This is a genomic window from Geomonas paludis, from assembly GCF_014193585.1.
In the GTDB taxonomy this organism is placed as follows: domain Bacteria; phylum Desulfobacterota; class Desulfuromonadia; order Geobacterales; family Geobacteraceae; genus Geomonas; species Geomonas paludis.
In genome coordinates this window covers 1,217,775-1,235,493 of sequence record NZ_BLXY01000001.1, presented here as the reverse complement: position 1 = coordinate 1,235,493, position 17,719 = coordinate 1,217,775, and the positions used below count along the sequence as shown (strand labels likewise).

Here is a 17,719-nt window from a genome sequence, read left to right as displayed (position 1 = left end):
GTTGTTGACACCGCAAATGCAAAAAGGGTATAAGTACGGACGAGCTTGTCGGTTTTGTCACAGGTGTAAGGCACTACAGCCCGCCCCGATATCTCCCCAGTAACCGCCAAAACCAGACTCCGCACAATCAGACAAAAACAAAAGCACGCCAGGCGCCGTCCGCACCGATATGCCCGCACGGTCGAGGCCGGTCCAGGCTGCACCACCATACAAGGAGAACTTACAACGTGAAGCACCTTTACCCGAACCACCGCGCCCTCATGCTGGTCGCCCTGCTGGCACTGCCGCTGGCACTCATGGGATGCAAGGATAAAAAGGCAGCCGCCACCCAGGCAGGCGCCGCAACCGTGCAAGGACACCCCTCGTCGGCGCAGGCCGCCCCGGCGGCCAACCTCCCGGCGGCGACCGCCCCTGCCACTGCAACTCCTGCAGTTGCCACCCCGGCGACACCCGCTGCACCGGCCACCGAAGCGGCCGCACCCAACGGCACCGCCCCGAATGGCGCCAAGTTCGACGCGCATTCCAGCGCCGGGAAAAAGGGGAAGGGCAAAGGGGCCAAAGGCAAAGAGGCAGCCGCACCCAAGGTGACCTACCGCGCCGGTGAGGACCCCGACTTCGCGGCCAAGAAAGGTTGGCCGGTGAAGCATCCCGCGCCGCTGCCGGGTTCGATCCTGCCCCAGAAGCGGATCGTCGCCTACTACGGCAACCCCCTCTCCAAGAGGATGGGAGCGCTGGGCGAGTACCAGAAAGACGACATGCTGCAGCGCCTGAAGCGGGAAGCGGCCAAGTGGCAGGCGGCCGATCCGTCGCACCCGGTACAGCCCGCGCTGCACCTGATCGCGGTAGTGGCCCAGGGCGAACCGGGCAAGGCCGGTCTCTACCGCATGGTCATGCCCGACAAGATCATCAACGATGTCTACAGCTGGGCCAAGTCGATCAACGCCATCATGTTCATCGACATCCAGACCGGGCACGACAACATCCGCAACGTGCTGCCGCGCTTCGAGTGGATACTCAAGAACCCGGACGTGCACCTGGGCATCGACCCGGAGTTCAACCTGATCAAGAGTGGCAAGAAGCCGGGCACCAAGATCGGCACCTACGACGCCGCCGACATCAACTATGCCTCCAACTACCTGAAGGAGCTGGTCAAGAAGTACAACCTGCCGCCGAAGGTGTTCGTCGTACACCGCTTCACCAGAAACGGCGTGACCAACTCGAAGAACATCCAGCTGCGCCCCGAGGTGCAGATCGTGATGAACATGGACGGCTGGGGCGCCCCCTGGCTCAAGCGCGACTCCTACAAGGACTACATCGTGGCCGAACCGGTCGAGTTCACCGGGTTCAAACTCTTCTACCACAACGACACCAAGAAGGGCGATGCGCTGCTCACCCCGAAAGAGGTGCTCATGCTGAACCCGAAACCGCTGTACATCCAGTACCAGTAGGCGGGTTGCAGGAAGGGGGCGAAGTCTGGGCGAATGATTATTCGCCCCTACGGAAGCCAACCCTCCACCGTGTCAGTAAAAAGAAGGGGCGAACCATCATGGTTCGCCCCTTCGCATTTCCCAAACTACGAGCCCTCACGCCATCGCACCGACGCCCTCACCGCGGCCCTCTCCCGGAGGGAGAGGGGGCGAAAACAGGTCACCCATCAGCGTCGCCCCTGCCCCTCTTCCGGAGCGGGAAGGAGGATGCGCCCCTTCTTACCACTGGAATTGCGCCTGCCTCTCGGTGGTCACTTCTCCCTCGAAACTGCGCTCGATGAAGGTTGCCTTCCCTGTGGCATCCACCAGCAGCACGGTGGAACAGCGGGTGCCGTACTGCGCGCTCGTGATGAAGATGGGGGACAGCATCCGCTCCAGTTCGAGCCCCACGCCGGTGTCGGGCAACTCCTGGTCCGGGGGGTGCGTCTGGTCGGCCAGGAGCGCGAACAGTTCCTCCGCTGATAAACTCTGCCGGGACAGGATACGGGCCAGCCCGTCCTTGCCGCACCGCACCTTGGGCCAGGGCGTGTCCAGCAGGTGGTTACTGAGGCCGTGGATCCCCGGCGCGATCGGGAGCACCCGGTCGTTCTTGTTGGAGTAGCAGAAGAGCCGCTCGCTGTCTCCGACCAGCAGGTTGTAGCCGCCATAGGGGACGCCGGACTCCCGCAGCCGGGCCAGGTACTCCTCGGCGCCCGCCTCCTGCGCCAGAAAGCCGCTCACCAGTTGCCCGCGCGACGATGGACCGTGGCGGTGCAGATCGCTTGGGTCGCGGTAATTGGTGAGCGCGGCGATACGTCCGGTCGCGGTGACACCGAGCCAGGTGCCGCCGTGCACCAGGTCGCGCCCGGCGAAGATGTGCGGGGCGTCTTCCCAGAAATGGGCGGGGTGTGTCGGACGCAGATAGTATTCGTCACGGTTGGCGGCGATGACGAGCCGGTATTGGGGGTGAGCACGGTAGGCGAGCAGCAGGGTGCACATGCGGGGTTCCTGGAAGTGAATCAGAGATCGAGCAGTTTGGCCAGTTCCTGCTCCTGTTTCTTGGTCATGGCTTCAAACATCACCCCGGCTCCGGGGATGCAGCGGGTCACCCCCCAAGGTTGCGACCAGCGCACGGTGGCGCGGATCGGGGTCTGGTCGGCGAACTCGAGGAAGCGGATCCAGATGGTGTCCCCCTGCAGGAAGTCGTGCATGGTGTGCAGGAACAGGCCGTGGCTGCCGAGGTTGATGGTGAAGGACTTGTACGTGCTCTCGGCCGGGAAGCCGGGATCGGTGCTGTAGTAGAGGTTCAGGTTGATGGAGCGGCGCGGCGAACGGCGCAACGAGCGGGCGGCGAAGTTTCTGCAGCGGTTTTCGATGAAGAAGCGCAGGGCCGAATCGGTGTCGGGGGAGAAACTCTGCTCCAGCGGGCTCAGCTTTATCTTTTTGTGCCTCGCCTCCCACTTCACCCGCAGCACCGGAAAGAGGTTGATGCACTCATAGGCGATCACCTTCTCTTCCTTGCTGCAGCGCACCAGTGTCAGTATGTCGACCAGGAAGCCGTTGTAGCGGTTATCAGTCGCCATCTGCGACATCTCCACAAAGGAGCGCGCCACGTCACAGGCAACGCCGATTTCAGTTACGGCGTGTGCATAGGCGTCACCTGCTTCGCTATCTTTTACCACTATCAGGATCTTGATGTCTGACATGTATCCTTGGATAATGCTTCACTCAGTGGAGATCGCTTCGGAGACGAGCCTGCTACACTATAACCGCTCACCAAAGAAGGTCAAACGGTTTTCGAGACAGAGCCTGCCCCCTGTCACGGGGACTACTCCGGTTTTTTCGAGGTGATGGAGATCACGGTGACGGTAAGGTCGCCGGCGGGCCTCCTGATGGTAAGCTCGTCGTCGACCTTCTTGCCGAGCAGCGCCTTGCCGACCGGAGAGTCGATGCTGATCTTTCCCTGGCTTACATCGAACTCGTCGGGCCCGACCAGCTGGTAGCACCGTTCCTCCCCCTCCTCGTCCTCGTAGGTGACCCAGCAGCCAAAGCTAACCGAGGTCGGGTTCAGCGGCGGGTAGACCACCTTGAGCACCTTGAGACGGTCGCCCAGGTGCTTCAACTCGCGGTCGATCTCGCGCAGCCTCTTCTTGGAGTAGATGTATTCCGCGTTCTCGGAACGATCCCCTTCGGCGGCGGCATCGGCCATGTTCTTCACCATGCGCGGCCGCTCGGTCTCCCAGAGAAAGTCGTAGCGTTCCTGTAATCTCTTACGCCCTTCGGCGCTGATCATGTTGGTCATCTGCACTCCTCGCCATGCAATACTTCCCGACGGCAGAGGGTCTGCCGCGGAGGGGCATCATAGTAGAGTTTGCACGTGAAGGCAATACGATAGCAGCCGTTCAGGGCTGCTTGTCCAGGTGGCGGTACTTGCGGATCGATTCTTCGTAGGTTTTCTGGATCTCGTTTTCGGGAGGGGCTTTGCTGTAGGAGATGAGGTAGCGGCCCAGGGCGTAAGCCACAAGCAGGGCAAACAGCGCCCAGAGGGCCCGGACCAGGTATTGTTTGCCGGTCAGCGCAACCGGGGGAGCGTCGGAGGGCTCGTCCATGTCGCGCTTGTCGGCGATGCGGCGCAGGTGGGCGATCTGGACCGACGAGATCTGCTTGAAGATCAGGTCGCGGTCCCGCTCGTCCAGGAACAGGAATTCCATGCCGACGTCATAGCGACTGGAACCGTCACGCTGCACAAGGGGGGGCTTGACGTGGATCACCTGCCCGACCGCATGCACGAGCCGCGGCGGCTCGAGCGGCAGGTACAACTCCATGTTCACCAGCTGGTCCGGCCGCGCCGTGTTCGGCATGCGCAGGCAGATGCCGCCTCCGCCCAGGTTCAGCTGGGCCCGGAGCAGGTCCCGCCAGACGATGTCCTTGGCCGGCTTGAAGCGCGCCATCTGGGCGGCGATGACGAAGTCGTCGTACCCCTGGAACTTCATCTGCTCGCGCTCCTTGCGCACCTCCCAATCCCGTTCCACCTCTTGGCGGCTCGACTCGTCCACGATGTCGTAGCGGACCCGCAACGCCATGTCGGTCCTGAAGAACTGGCGCCGCTCGCGCAGGGTGAACCGGCCGAAAAGCCGTATCTGCAGCACCCGCTCCCCGAGCCGGTCGGTGACGATACCGCTGCAGGTATAGCTGTCCTTGCCGAGGTAGACGCTGACATCGAGGATGAAGCCGACATCGACCCGCACGTTGGCCGGAAGCACGTCGCGGGAGATCTGCAGTTGCAGCAGGTCTCCTCCCGACTCGCTGATGACGCCCCAGTCCCGGAACACGCCGCCGCCCGACAGCGGGATGCCGATCTCGATGCGCATCCCCGGCGCGAGGACCTGGCGGTATTCGCTGTAGTCGTCTTCCATGCCGAATCCGAATGATATTTTAATAAGAGAATAAAACGACTATCACATTAAACTGCAGCCGCGCCGAATTGCAAGTCATTGAATGCGAAAGAGCGTTTCCCATTTTACACAGCCAGGTCGAGGGGGTGCCTTGACATCGCGGGGAGCTGTGCTATCACAGTAATGGCTTTTTACTAATGAATGAGGAGTGACTATGAAGAGAATGGCGATAGCAGCGGCGGCGATGGTGGTGGTGATGACAGCGGCACAGGCCATGGCGGTTTCCGCCGGCAAGAGCGTGGAATGGCCCACCTCGATGGGCAAAGTGACCTTCAAAGGGGATGACCACGCCGGCAAGGGGCTCAAGTGCAACGAGTGCCACACCAAGATCTTCAAGATGAAGAAGGGTTCCACCCAGATGAAGATGGCCGACATCAATGCCGGGAAGTACTGCGGTGAGTGCCACAACGGCAAGAAGGCCTTCAAACCCGCGGGCAACTGCGCCAAGTGCCACAAGAAGTAGCCGCACCGCCTTTTCGGGCTGCGCTCCGACCCGGGGCGCAGCCTCCTCCCCCTTCCTTTTCTGTTGATCTCCCCCCGCAAATACATATAAAAAGAAAGGCCGCAGCGACACTTCCCCACAGCTTTCCACCTACACGAGGAGATCAATAGATGAACGTCGTCACCAGAAGATCGGTCTGCCCCTTCGACTGTCCGGACACCTGCAGCATGCTGGTGCAGGTGGAAAACGGCAAGGCCGTCGCGGTGCAGGGCGATCCCCTGCATCCCTTCAGCCGCGGCACCCTCTGCCCGAAGATGCGCCACTACGAGAAAAGCGTCCACTCGCCGCTGCGCCTGACGACGCCGCTCAAGAGGACCGGCGCCAAGGGGAGCGGCGAGTTCACTCCCATCTCCTGGGAGGAGGCCATCGCCGCCATAGCCGAGCGCTGGCGCGCGATCATCTCTCAACATGGGGGCGAGGCGATCCTCCCCTACTCCTACGCGGGGACCATGGGCATCGTGCAGAGAAACGCAGGGCACCCCTTCTTCCATCGCATGGGCGCCTCCCGGCTGGACCGCACCATCTGTTCCCCCGCCAAGGGGGCGGGGTGGGAGGCGGTGATGGGCAAGACGGCAACGCCGCCGCCGGAATCGGCCGGCAGGAGCGACCTCTTGATTCTGTGGGGGATCAACGCCGCGGCGACCAGCATCCACTTCCTGAACCAGGCGCACGAGGTGCGGCAACGGGGGGGACAGATCTGGCTCATCGACACCTATGAGACCCCGACCGCGTCGGTCGCGGACCGCACCTTCCTGGTGCGCCCGGGAAGCGACGGGGCGCTGGCCCTGGGCATGATGCACGTCATCGCGCGCGACGGACTCACCGACCGGGAGTTTGTCGCGCAACAGGTGCTCGGGTTCGAGGAGCTGGCGGCCGAGGTGCTCCCGGAGATGACTCCGGAGCGGTGCGCGGCGATCACCGGCCTCGAGGCGGAGACCATCGTGGCCATGGCACGCGCCTACGCGGCGGCCCAGGCCCCCTTCATCCGCCTCGGGAGCGGGCTGTCGCGCTACGGCAACGGCGCCATGACCGTGCGTTCGATCTGCTGTCTGCCGGCCCTGGTCGGCGCCTACGGCAAGGACGGCGCCGGATGCTTCCCCGACACCGCGACCGGGGCCGCGTTCCCGATGGAGATCCTGACCAGGGAGGACCTGATCCCGGGGCAGACCCGGCTCGTCAACATGAACCAGTTGGGTGCCGCGCTGAACCAGATCGACAACCCGCGGGTCATGGGGCTCTACGTGTACCACTCCAACCCGGCCGCGGTCACCCCGGACCAGAACGCCGTGCTCAAGGGGCTGTCCCGGGAGGACCTCTTCACCGTGGTGCACGAGCGTTTCCTGACCGATACGGCGCGCTACGCCGACATCGTGCTCCCGGCGACCTCCTCGCTGGAGCACAGCGACATCTACCGCTCCTACGGCACCTACTGCATCCAGCGCGCGCAGGCGGTGGTCGACCCGGTGGGCGAGAGCAAGTCCAACTGGGAGGTCTTCTCTCTCCTGGCCCAGGCCATGGGCTTCGAGGAGGAGATCTTCACCCTCAGCGCCGACCAGATGATCGACCGGCTGCTGGCGGTGCCCAAGCCGCTGCGGGAGGGGATCGACGAGGAGGCGCTCGCCGACGGGCGCCCGGTGACACTCGCGCCAAGGCCGGGGGGGATCCTGACCCCGTCGGGAAAAATCGAGATCCTGAACGAGAGGCTCGCGGAGCGGCTGCCGCGCTACCTGGCCACCCACGAGGAGCAGGGGCGGCTTCCGTTCCGGCTCATGACCGCGCCCACCCCCTATGCGCTGAACGCCACCTTCTACGAGCGGGAGGAACTGCGGCAGAGCCAGGGGGGGATGCAGCTCAAGATGAACCCGGCGGACGCGGCGGACAAGGGACTTGGCGACGGCGCGGAAGTAGTGGCCTGGAACGAGCTCGGCGAGGTCACCTTCCGTCTGCAGGTAACGCCCAAGGTGCCGCGGGGCGTGGTGGTGGCCGAGGGGGTGTGGTGGCTTGCCTATGCGCCGGGCGAGCGCTCGGTGAATGCCCTCACCTCGCAGCGCCTGACCGACCAGGGTGGCGGAAGCACCTTCTACGACAACAGGGTCGATGTGCGGGCAGGCAATTGAACCCCACACCACTGGTCCCCTCTCCCTCTGGGAGAGGGTGCCCGAAGGGCGGGTGAGGGGTCTTTTTATCGGCCGCCTCCCTCACCCTGACCCTCTCCCGGAGGGAGAGGGGATGTGGACACCGCAGCAGTTTTTGTCTCATGATTTCCCACCGGCTGCCGATGTAATGAGAAGCAACGGCAATAAACAAGCGGGGGGCGTATGGAACCGAACAACAAGATTCTGCTGGAAAGCGGCACCAACGAACTGGAAATAGTCGAATTCAGGATCGACGAGGTGGACGGCAAGGGAAACGTGGTCCCCTGCTACTTCGGCGTCAACGTGGCCAAGGTGCGCGAGATCATCAGACTGCCCGAGACCCGCAAGGTGGTGAACTCCCACCCCTGCGTCAGCGGCATGATCAAACTGCGCGACCAGGTGATCACCCTGATCGACCTCTCCCGCTCGCTGAACAAGAATACGGAAGGGATCCCGGCGGACCGGGTCATCGTGCTCGAGTTCAACAGGATCGTGGTCGGCATCCAGGTGCATTCGGTCTCCCGCATCTACCGCATCTCCTGGGAAAACGTGGAGCCCCCGGTCAAGGCGATCCACGACGCCAACATCACCGGCGTGGTGAAGATGGAGGACCGGATCATCCTCATCCTCGACTTCGAAAAGATCATCGGGGAGCTCTCCTCGACCATGGCGCTGGCGGCACCGAGCGAGGACCTTATGCTCGCCAACTCCGCCTTGAAACGGAGCACCAGGACCATCCTGGTCGCCGACGACTCGGCCTTCATCAGGAGGACCATGTGCGGTTCGCTGCGGGAAGCGGGGTACCAGGTGGTGGAGGCGGAGAACGGCGAGGAGGCGTGGGAACACGTGCAGGCGGTACGCCAGAAATGCGCGGAGAGCGGGCAGCCGCTCAAGGAGCTGCTGAGCATGGTTATCACCGACATCGAGATGCCCCGCATGGACGGGCTGCACCTCACCGCGCTGATCAGGAAGGAGAACGACCTGGGCGAACTGCCGGTGGTGATATTCTCGTCTCTCGCCAGCGACGACAACAAGATGAAATGGCGCAACCTGGGGGCGAGCGACATCCTGACCAAGCCCGACCTCCCCAACCTGGTGCAGAAGGCGGATACCCTTGCCCTATGAGTCGTACCCCGAACTGTCGGTCGTAGTGCCGGTCTACAACGAGGAGGGGAACGTGGCTTCCTTCCTCACGGTACTCGCCCGGCAGCAGGGGGTCCGCCTGGAGGTGGTCCTCTCGGACGGCGCATCCGGCGACCGCAGTCTCCACATCGCGCAGCAGATGCGCGCCGGGCTCCCCTTCCCGCTCACCATCGTCGAGGGGACCAAGGGCAGAGGGGGGCAGTTGAACCGGGGCGCCGACGCTGCCCGCGCCGAGACCCTTCTTTTCCTGCACATCGATTCAGGCTTCGACGACCCGTTGGCGCTCAGAAAGGGGCTGGACTCTCTCAACGCAGCATTAACCGCCGGAGAACGGGTGGCGGGGCGCTTCGCCCTCCGCTTCGGCTTCCCCGGCGTCATCCCGCTCCCCTACCGATATTACGGCGCCAAGGCCACCCTGGACCGCCCCGGATGCACCCACGGCGACCAGGGTTTCCTGATCCGCCGTGACTTCTTCGCGCAGGTCGGCCCGTTCGACACTTCGCTGCCGCTCATGGAAGACACCTTCCTGGCCGAGCGGGTGCGACGCGAGGGACGCTGGCTGCTCCTGCCGGCCAGCATCACCACGTCGCCCCGGCGCTTCGTTGCCGAAGGGCTCCTCCCCCGGCAAACCCTCAACGCCATACTGATGAACCTGGCCCACACGGGGCAGCTTTCCCTGGTCCGTTGCCTGCAGGAGAGCTACCGCAGCCAGGATGCCACCGGGAAGCTGCGACTGGGCCCGTTCCTGGAGCCGCTGCACCGGGCGATCGGCGACCTCGAGGCAGGGGAGCGGCGCCGCTTGTGGCACAGCACCGGCGCCTACGTGCGGGGCAACGCCTGGCAGATTCCTTTCTTTTTGGACGTGGTGACCGGTGGAATACGGGAGGCAGGGAGGGGGGGGAAGTTTCTGTACCTTTACGACCGCTTTCTGGGGCGGCTCATCGACAACAAGGGGGGCGACCTGGGGGCCGCCCTGCTGACCTGGCTCTGGTTCCGGCTGACGCTTCTCGCCGCGCGGTAGAGAGACAGATTAAGATTAATAAGACTGAGATTAAGATTAAGACTGAGATTAAGGTTAAGGCTGAGGTTGATTTTGGTGGGCTTACCCCCCTCGCATCAACCCCGGGCCGCCTCGACAAATCTCTTCAACTCGTCCGCTTGCCACTGCGCCGGCTCCGAGAACTCCACGCCGAACCCGGTGGGGAGGCCGGCGTGCACCCGTTTCCCCTCCTGGTTCACCCAGGCCACCCTCCCTTTCAGTTCCAAAAGCGGCGCCTGCTCGGTCTCGAGAAAAAGTGCGAGTCTCAGTTCCTGGTTGGGCAGTACCTCTTCACGGCTGGCGAGGAAGAGGCCGCCGTCGCCGATGTCGAGGGCATGCGCGCCGACCGGGCTGCCACCCAGCAGGAACAAAACCGGGATGTGGCAGGGAACCCGTAAGTCGCGGCGGTCCACGGCGTCGGTGTACTTGCGGGCCATCTCGAGGAAGAGGCGGCGGTCGACGGGCTTGGTGAGGAAGTCGTTGCAGCCAGCCTCGTGTGCGCGCTGGCGGTCCTCGTCGTTGCCGAGGGTGGTGAGCATGACGACGGGGATGGCGGAGAGGAAGGGATCGCTCTTCAAGAGCCTGCAGCAGGTGATGCCGTCCATGAGCGGCATGTTGACGTCCATGAAGATCAAGTCCGGAGCATCCTTGCGGACCAGCTCCAGCGCCTCGACACCGTCACCGGCGGTGATGACGTCAACATGCGAGACCTTGAGAAAGCTCTTCTCCAGTTCCAGAATCAGCTTGGTATCGTCCACCAACAGGATCTTAGGTTTAGCCACGCCACTCCCCCACTCAGGTATTGTAAGCTGTTGCACGCGGGATGATGCCGAACAGGTCAGACTCGCACATTAATAAATATCGCCTCGCCTTTGTCAACGGAAAAAGTCAGGGACATCACACCACCAGCCGCACCAGGTCCGGCACGCTCCGGACGGCAAGCGGTGTCGGGCAGACGTAGTCTCCATCCAGCTGTACCGCTTTCTCCCCGCTAATCTCCAGGGAGGCCGCGCTAAACGATGTGACGTGGCTGCTATAGACGGCGGTGCCGTTCAAAAGTCCCAGGGCAAGCCCCAGGTAGGCCAGCCGGCCGCCGGAGATGCAGAGCACCTGGAACCCGGGGGCGAACAGGTCGGCCTCCGGGGCGAGCACGAAGTTGCCGCCGTACTTGGAGGCGTTGCAGACGATCACGCCGTGGCAGGAGACGCTCCGACCGCCTCCGGTCACCGACAGCTGCGAGGCGTCCCAGTTCCAGAGGGCGCGCAGCGCCGACAGCACGTAGGCCCCCTTCCCCAGCGTCCTTTTCTCCGAGAGGCGCACGTCGCGCACCACCGCGCCGTCGAAGCCGGCCCCGGCCATGAGCAGAAAGCGTCTGTGCTCCCCGCCGCGCACGATCTCGCCGACGGAAATGGGGCGGGTCTCGCCCCGGGCCAGGCGGTCCAAGGCGTCGTCCACCGACTCGATCTCCAGTTCGCGCGCCAGTACGTTGGAGGTGCCCAGGGGGACCACGCCCAGGGTGGCTGCCCCCGGAACCAGGCCGTTCAGTACGCCGTTGATGGTGCCGTCACCGCCGGCGACCACGATGACAGGATCGCTCTCTTCCGCGCAGATGCGCGCGGCGAAGCGGGCCGGGTCGGCGGCGCTTTGGGTAGGGAGGAGCTCCGGTGCGAGGCCGCGCTCGGCGAGCCCGGTCATGATGCGGTCGACTTTTTGCTGCGAGTAGGTCCCGGAGGTGGGATTCACGATCAGGAAACAGCGTCTGGACAAGCGGTCACCTCTTTACGGCGGTGCGGAAATGGCAAGGGCCGCGATCGCGGCCCCCGGAAGGTATCAAAAAGGTAAACAGCTTACAACATTTTTAGGCAACCGCCTATTCCAGCAGCTTCACCGGTTCCTCTTTCCCCTCCTTGTCCTGCGACAGCAGCTTGCGCATGTTGTCCAGCATAGTCTTGAGCTTCTTCTGCACCAGGAAGTTCACCGTCCCCTCGGGATAGCTGCCGTCGTCGCCCACCTTGCCCGCCGGCACGCCGGTCAGGATCTCGATCCCCTCCTCGACCTGCGACACGCTCCAGATGTGGAACATCCCCTCGGAAACCGCCTGCACCACCTCGTCGTTCAGCATCAGGTTGTGCTCGTTGATCTTGGGGATGATCACCCCCTGGTCCCCGGTCAGCCCCTTGGCCTTGCACACGGCGAAGAACCCCTCGATCTTGTAGTTCACCCCGCCGATGGGCTGGATCTGACCGTGCTGGTTGACGCTGCCGGTGACGGCGATCCCCTGCCGCACCGGCAGGCCGGAGAAGGCGGAGAGGAGCCCGTACAGTTCGGCCGAGGAGGCGCTGTCCCCCTCGACCCCCTCGTAGGACTGTTCGAAACAGATGTGGGCGGAGAAGGAGAGCGGCTGTTCCTGCCCGAACTTGCCGGCCAGGTAACCGGTCAGGATCAGCACCCCCTTGTCGTGGATCGGGCCGGAGAGCTTCACCTCGCGCTCGATGTTGACCATGCCGGCGCGCCCCTGGGAAACGCGGATGGTGAGGCGCGAAGGCCTGCCGAAGGTGTAGTCCCCCATGGTGATCACGGAGAGGCCGTTGATCTGCCCCACCACGCTCCCCTTGGTGTCGCACAGGATGACCCCTTGGGCCAGGTACTCGTGAATCCGTTCCTCGATGCGGTTGGAGCGGTAGGTCTTCTCCTGGATCGCCCGCTTGACCCAGCTGCGGTCCACGACCTGGGCGCCCCCCCTGGTGGCCCAGAAGCTCGACTCGCGGATCAGGTCGGAGAGTTCCATGAACTGCGACGAGAGCCGGCCCTGATCCTCGACCAGGCGCGAGGCGTGCTCCAAAAGCGCCGCGACGCCGGTGGGGTCGAAGGGGAGCAGCCCCTCCTTGCAGCAGTGGGCGGCGACGAACAGGGCGTAGTCCTGCATCACCTCGGGGGTGCGGTTGATCTGGCTGTCGAAGTCGGCCTTGACCTTGAAGAACTTCCTGTAATCGGGCTCCAGGTAGTAGAGCAGGTAGTAGATCCAGAGCGAGCCGATCATGATGATCTTGGCGTTGAGCGGGATCGGCTCCGGCTTGAGCGAGACCACGGTCATGAAGCGGTACTGCTCCAGGACGTCCTCGATCTTGATCTCCATGTTCCTGATGCAGCGCTTGAGCGATTCCCAGGCGAAGGGGTTGATCATCACCTCGCGTGCGTCCAGGATGAGATACCCGCCGTTGGCGCGGTGCAGGGCGCCGGCTTTGATCAGGGTGAAGTTGGTGGTGGCCACGCCCCCCATCTGCATGATGTTCTCGATGCGCCCGAACAGGTTGTTGTAGGTGGGATTGGACTCGAAGACGATGGGGGCGCCGTTGTCCGGGTTGTTCTCCACCAGGACGTTCACCTCGTAGCGCTCGAAGGTCGGCTCCTGCTTGGGGATCTTGAGCCCCGGGATCTGCGGCGGGGCGACCTGCGGCTTGAAGTCCTCCAGGTTCAAGAGGAGATCCTCCTGGACGTCTTCCAGGTACTGCTGGACCTTGGCGAAGCCCTGGTACTTCTCCCTGAGCGGGTTCAGGTGGTGCCCGACGGCGGAGAGACCCAGCTCGCGGTCCAACAGCGCCAGGGCGTCCCTGAGCGCCTTCTCGTTCTCGCGCACCTGGCGCAGCGCGTCGTTCAACTTCTCGGTCAGCTCGCGCCCGACCGTGTCCAGTTCATCCCGCTCTTCCTTTTCGAGCGCCTCGTACTCCTCCTGGGTGAAGTTGCGCCCGTCCTTCTGCGGCACGATCACCAGACCGGAGACGGTGCGCTGCAAGGCAAACCCCTTCTCCCCCGCCTCCCGCTCCAGGTCGGAAAAGATCTCGCCGTTTCGCTCCTGGAACTGCTCGATGATGCCGACGCGGTTGGTCTCGTACTCCTTGCTCTCCAGGGCGGTGGGGACGTTGGCGCGCATGTAGTCCAAAAGCTCGCGCATGTCCGCCGCGAAGCCCCGCCCCATCCCGGCCGGGAGGGCGATGGCCAAGGGTGCGTCCGGGGTGTGGAAGTTGTTGACGTAACACCAGTCGCTGGGAGGGCAGGTGTCCTTGACGAACTTCTTCAGCATCTGCCGGATGGTGGAGGTCCTTCCGGTGCCGGGGTCGCCGGCGAGGTAGATGTTGAAGCCGTTGTTGGACATCCCCAGGCCGAACTCGATGGCGGCCAAGGCCCGGTTCTGGCTGATGTTCCCTTCCAGGCCGGCTACATCTTCGGTGGTCTTGAAATTGAAGAGGGCGGGATCGCAGACCCAGCGGAGCTTCTCAACGGGGACTCGGCAATCGGTTTCGGACATGTGAGCCTCCTTGCGAGCAACTGCAACGGTTAACAGCGCGGCAGGTGCGATTCGAGCAGCGCCGCGAATCGTTCTCCGGCCAAGGCTTTCAGTTCCTTTACGGTGATCTCCTGCCGACGCTCGAGGGTGAGCGAGGTGATGCGGCACTCGGGCATGCCGCAGGGGTTGATATTACCAAAAGCTGACACGTCTGCAGCGGCGTTGAGCGAAAAGCCGTGCATCGAGACCCAGTGCCTGACGCCGACGCCGATGGCGGCGATCTTGCCGTGGGCGGTCCAGACGCCGGTCTTGCCCGGGACGGTGAAGCCCGGGACGCCCAAGCTGCCGCAGAGCTCCACCAGGAACTGTTCCAAAAAACGAAGGTAGCGGTGCAGGTCGCGCCCGCGCCGCCCCAGGTCAAGAATGGGATACCCCACCAGCTGCCCCGGTCCGTGATAGGTGACGTCACCGCCGCGGTTGACGCGGTGCGCCTCTATCCCCGGATCAAGCACGTTGCCGGAATCGCCTCCGGCGCCGATGGTATAGACGGGATGGTGTTCCAGGAGGAGCAGCGTCTCCGCCCCCCCTTTTTGTACCTCGACAACCAGGTTCTCCTGCAGGGTGAGCGCCTCCCGGTAATCGATCAGGCCGGCATCGAGGACGACCATGTCAGCCGTGGATCGCGCGCTTGTCCAGGTCGAGCGCCGCCTCCTTCATCACCTCGGAGAGGGTGGGATGGCCGTGCACGGTGAGGGCGATGTCTTCGCCGCTGCCGCCGAAGGCCATCACGGTGACCGCCTCGGCGATCATGTCCGAGGCGCGCGGCCCCAGGATGTGCACGCCGAGCAGCCGCCCCCCTTCCGCCTCGGTGAGCAGCTTGACGAACCCTTCGGTCTCGTCCATGCACTTGGCGCGGCCGTTGGCGATGAAGCTGAACTTGCCGGTCTTGTAGGCGATCCCCTCTTCCTTGAGGGCCTCCTCCGTCTTGCCCACCGAGGCCGCCTCGGGCCAGGTGTAGCAGACACCGGGGATGCAGCCGTAATCGACCTGGCTCGGCTCGCCATGCATTCTCTCCACACAGACCGCCCCCTCCTCCATCGCCTTGTGCGCCAGCATGGGACCGGCGATCAGGTCGCCGATGGCGTAGATCCCGGCGACGCTGGTGGCGTAGTCGGCGTCGACACGGATACGGCTGCCGTCCATTGCGATACCCAGACCCTCGAGGTTCAAGCCTGCCGTAAGCGGCCTGCGTCCCACCGCCACGAGCACCTTGTCGCAGGCGATCTCCTGCATCCCCCCCTCGGCTTCGACGCGCGCCACGAGCTTGCCGTCCTTCTTTTCCACACCGGCCACCTTGGCGCCCAGCATGAAGGTCATCCCCTGCTTCTTCAGGGAGCGCAGCAGTGCCTCGGCCACCTGCCCGTCGCTGCCGGCGACCAGCCTGGGGAGAAGTTCCACCACGGTGACCTTGGCGCCCAGGCGCAGCCAGACCGAGCCGAGCTCGAGGCCGATGTAGCCCCCCCCCACCACCAGGAGGTGCTCCGGGACAGAGGGGAACGAGAGCGCCTCGCGGGCGCTGACCACGAACTCGCCGTCGAAGGGCATGGTCGGGACCTGCACCGCTTCGCTGCCGGTGGCGAGGATCACCTTCTTGGCGCTGACGACCTTGGTCTCCTCGCCTTTCACCTCGACCCGGTGCGTGCCGTTTTCGGGAGAAAGCAGGGCGGCGGTGCCGAGGAAGCTGACGATCTTGTTCTTCTTGAAGAGGAAGGCGATGCCGTCGGTGAGTTTCTTGACCACGTCGTCCTTGCGGGCCATCATCTGGCCGAGGTTGAGGGTCGGCGGCTGCACCTCGATGCCGTGGGCGGCGAAGCGGTCCTTGGCCAGGTGATAGAGTTCGCTGGAGTCGAGGAGCGCCTTGCTGGGGATGCACCCTTCGTTCAGGCAGACGCCGCCCATGGAGCCGCGCTTTTCCACGACGGCCACCTTCATGCCGAGCTGCGCCCCCCTGATGGCGGCGACGTAACCGCCGGGGCCGGCGCCGATGACGATGAGATCGAAAGTTTCTTCAGACATCTTTTCCCTCCAAGCGTTGAATCGAATCCTCTTCCGTTTAGGGCAGGGGTCCTCCCTCTCCCTCCGGGAGAGGGGCGGGTGAGGGCGCTGCCACCATCGCCGCAACGAGCCACTAGAGCAGTTGCGCCGTCTCCCTCACCCGGCCTCCGGCCACCCTCTCCCGGGGGGAGAGGGGGATGCGGGCGTTAACCCTAGCACTCCAGCAGCATCTCCTCCGGGTCCTCGATGTATTCCTTGACCCGCTTCAGGAAGCCGACGGCGCCCTGGCCGTCGACGATGCGGTGATCGTAGGAAAGGGCGACGTACATCATGGGACGCACCACCACCTGGCCGTCCACCACCACGGCGCGCTCCTGGATGTTGTGCATGCCGAGCACGCCGGACTGGGGCGGGTTGAGGATGGGGGTGGAAAGCATGGAGCCGTAGATGCCGCCGTTGGAGATGGTGAAGGTCCCCCCTTCGAGGTCGGCAAGGGCGATGCGGTTGGTGCGGACTTTTTCCGCAAACCCGGCGATGGCCTGCTCGATCTGCGCCAGGCTCAGCTTCTCGGCGCTGCGCAGTACCGGCACCACCAGCCCGCGCTCGCTCCCCACCGCGATGCCGACGTCGCAGTAGTTGTGGTAGACGATGTCGTCGCCGTCGATGCTGGCGTTGACGTCCGGAAACTCCTGCAGTGCGGCGCAGCAGGCGCGCACGAACAGGGACATGAAACCGAGCTTCACGTCGTGGCGCTTCTGGAAGTGCTCGCCGTGCTTTTTCCTGAGCTTGATCACCTCGCTCATGTCCACCTCGTTGAAGGTGGTGAGCATGGCGGTGTGCTGGCGCACCGAGACCAGGCGCTCGGCGATGCGCTTCCTGATCTGCGACATCGGCTTGCGCAGCACGCGGCCGGACTCATCTGCCGGCGGCGCGGCAGCCTTGGCCTGCTGGGCCGGTTCGGGCGTCGCGGCGGGCTTGGGAGCCGCGGCGGGTGCGGCCGGAGCAACCGGCGCTTTGGGGGGCTCGGCAACCTCTACCTTGGCCCCTTGGGCCTTGAGCAGATCCTCGTTGGTGATGCGACCGCCGCGCCCGCTTCCCTGTACCGCGCCCGGCTCGACCCCCAACTCGCGCGCCAGCTTCCTGCCCGAAGGCGACATGGGTGCGGCCGGTCCCGGTTTCGCCCCGGCCTTGGCGGCAGGCTTTTCGGCAAGTTTCGCCGCGGCGCTGTCGCCCCCTTGCGCGGGCTGGGCCTCCTGGCCGCGGACATCGATAGTGCCGATGACGGCGCCGATCTTCACCGTCTCGCCTTCCGCCGCCGAGATGCTCAGTACGCCGTCCGCCTCCGAGGTGACTTCGAGGGTGATCTTGTCGGTCTCGATCTCGCAGAGGGCCTCGTCCTTGGAGACCACGTCTCCACTTTTCTTGAGCCACCTGGCGATCACCGCCTCGTATACCGACTCGCCAACCGCGGGCACCTTGATATCCATGCGCTTCTCCCTTCTTAACGGCCGTTCTACGTTCAACGTTCAACGTTCGACTTGGCTTTCCTCTTCGTTCCGCATTGTCCCGACTTCTTCCATCAGGAGGAGACGCCGTAACGGTGAGACTGGCCCGGTGACTATGCCGGGTAACGTTGAAC

Annotated in this window: 15 protein-coding genes; 5 read left to right on the top strand and 10 right to left on the bottom strand. The window is 64.1% G+C overall.

What is annotated here, in order from left to right; translation table 11 throughout:
* Positions 1 to 227 precede the first annotated feature (227 nt).
* Positions 228 to 1,448 carry a hypothetical protein gene (locus H7687_RS05085; protein ID WP_371877549.1) on the top strand — a complete coding sequence of 407 codons (1,221 nt, stop codon included), beginning with the start codon at positions 228 to 230 and terminating at the stop codon, positions 1,446 to 1,448.
* 258 nt (positions 1,449 to 1,706) lie between these two features.
* Here the strand turns inward: H7687_RS05085 and H7687_RS05080 are convergent, their stop codons facing one another.
* From H7687_RS05080 to H7687_RS05065, 4 genes are all read right to left on the bottom strand, one after another.
* A complete protein-coding gene (locus H7687_RS05080) occupies positions 1,707 to 2,465 on the bottom strand; it encodes an NRDE family protein (protein WP_183345753.1) in 759 nt (252 codons plus the stop codon).
* Positions 2,466 to 2,485: 20 nt separating this feature from the next.
* A complete protein-coding gene (locus tag H7687_RS05075; RefSeq protein ID WP_183345751.1) occupies positions 2,486 to 3,172 on the bottom strand; it encodes a PilZ domain-containing protein in 687 nt (228 codons plus the stop codon).
* A gap of 122 nt (positions 3,173 to 3,294) precedes the next feature.
* Positions 3,295 to 3,768 carry a GreA/GreB family elongation factor gene (locus H7687_RS05070; protein ID WP_183345749.1) on the bottom strand — a complete coding sequence of 158 codons (474 nt, stop codon included), beginning with the start codon at positions 3,766 to 3,768 and terminating at the stop codon, positions 3,295 to 3,297.
* A gap of 100 nt (positions 3,769 to 3,868) precedes the next feature.
* Positions 3,869 to 4,882: a PilZ-like domain-containing protein gene (locus H7687_RS05065; RefSeq protein WP_183345747.1), complete on the bottom strand. Its 1,014-nt coding sequence runs from the start codon at positions 4,880 to 4,882 to the stop codon at positions 3,869 to 3,871.
* Between the two features lie 193 nt (positions 4,883 to 5,075).
* Between H7687_RS05065 and H7687_RS05060 the strand changes: the two genes are divergently transcribed.
* From H7687_RS05060 to H7687_RS05045, 4 genes are all read left to right on the top strand, one after another.
* Positions 5,076 to 5,384, top strand: a complete 309-nt coding sequence (locus tag H7687_RS05060; protein WP_183345745.1) for a cytochrome c3 family protein — start codon at positions 5,076 to 5,078, stop codon at positions 5,382 to 5,384.
* A 149-nt stretch (positions 5,385 to 5,533) separates the two neighbouring features.
* On the top strand, positions 5,534 to 7,540 hold the full coding sequence (locus H7687_RS05055; RefSeq protein WP_183345744.1) for a molybdopterin oxidoreductase family protein: 2,007 nt from the start codon (positions 5,534 to 5,536) through the stop codon (positions 7,538 to 7,540).
* Positions 7,541 to 7,741: 201 nt separating this feature from the next.
* The gene (locus tag H7687_RS05050; protein ID WP_183345742.1) at positions 7,742 to 8,683 is read left to right on the top strand and encodes a chemotaxis protein CheV; all 942 of its coding nucleotides are present in this window, start codon (positions 7,742 to 7,744) and stop codon (positions 8,681 to 8,683) included.
* Positions 8,673 to 9,722, top strand: a complete 1,050-nt coding sequence (locus H7687_RS05045) for a TIGR04283 family arsenosugar biosynthesis glycosyltransferase (protein ID WP_183345740.1) — start codon at positions 8,673 to 8,675, stop codon at positions 9,720 to 9,722. Before H7687_RS05050 ends, H7687_RS05045 begins: the two co-directional genes overlap by 11 nt.
* Before the next feature lie 95 nt (positions 9,723 to 9,817).
* Here H7687_RS05045 and H7687_RS05040 read toward each other — a convergent pair whose 3' ends face one another.
* The 6 genes from H7687_RS05040 to odhB all read right to left on the bottom strand — a co-directional run bounded on the left by H7687_RS05040 (position 9,818) and on the right by odhB (position 17,567).
* A complete protein-coding gene (locus H7687_RS05040) occupies positions 9,818 to 10,522 on the bottom strand; it encodes a response regulator (RefSeq protein WP_183345738.1) in 705 nt (234 codons plus the stop codon).
* A 115-nt stretch (positions 10,523 to 10,637) separates the two neighbouring features.
* Positions 10,638 to 11,507, bottom strand: coding sequence for a diacylglycerol/lipid kinase family protein (locus H7687_RS05035; RefSeq protein WP_183345736.1), 870 nt, complete (start codon positions 11,505 to 11,507; stop codon positions 10,638 to 10,640).
* A gap of 103 nt (positions 11,508 to 11,610) precedes the next feature.
* Positions 11,611 to 14,046, bottom strand: a complete 2,436-nt coding sequence (locus H7687_RS05030; RefSeq protein ID WP_183345727.1) for a Lon protease family protein — start codon at positions 14,044 to 14,046, stop codon at positions 11,611 to 11,613.
* Between the two features lie 29 nt (positions 14,047 to 14,075).
* The gene (lipB, locus tag H7687_RS05025) at positions 14,076 to 14,693 is read right to left on the bottom strand and encodes a lipoyl(octanoyl) transferase LipB (RefSeq protein WP_183345725.1); all 618 of its coding nucleotides are present in this window, start codon (positions 14,691 to 14,693) and stop codon (positions 14,076 to 14,078) included.
* Position 14,694: 1 nt separating this feature from the next.
* Positions 14,695 to 16,101, bottom strand: a complete 1,407-nt coding sequence (gene lpdA, locus H7687_RS05020) for a dihydrolipoyl dehydrogenase (RefSeq protein WP_183345723.1) — start codon at positions 16,099 to 16,101, stop codon at positions 14,695 to 14,697.
* 191 nt (positions 16,102 to 16,292) lie between these two features.
* A complete protein-coding gene (gene odhB, locus H7687_RS05015; RefSeq protein WP_183345720.1) occupies positions 16,293 to 17,567 on the bottom strand; it encodes a 2-oxoglutarate dehydrogenase complex dihydrolipoyllysine-residue succinyltransferase in 1,275 nt (424 codons plus the stop codon).
* Between the last annotated feature and the right edge of the window lie 152 nt (positions 17,568 to 17,719).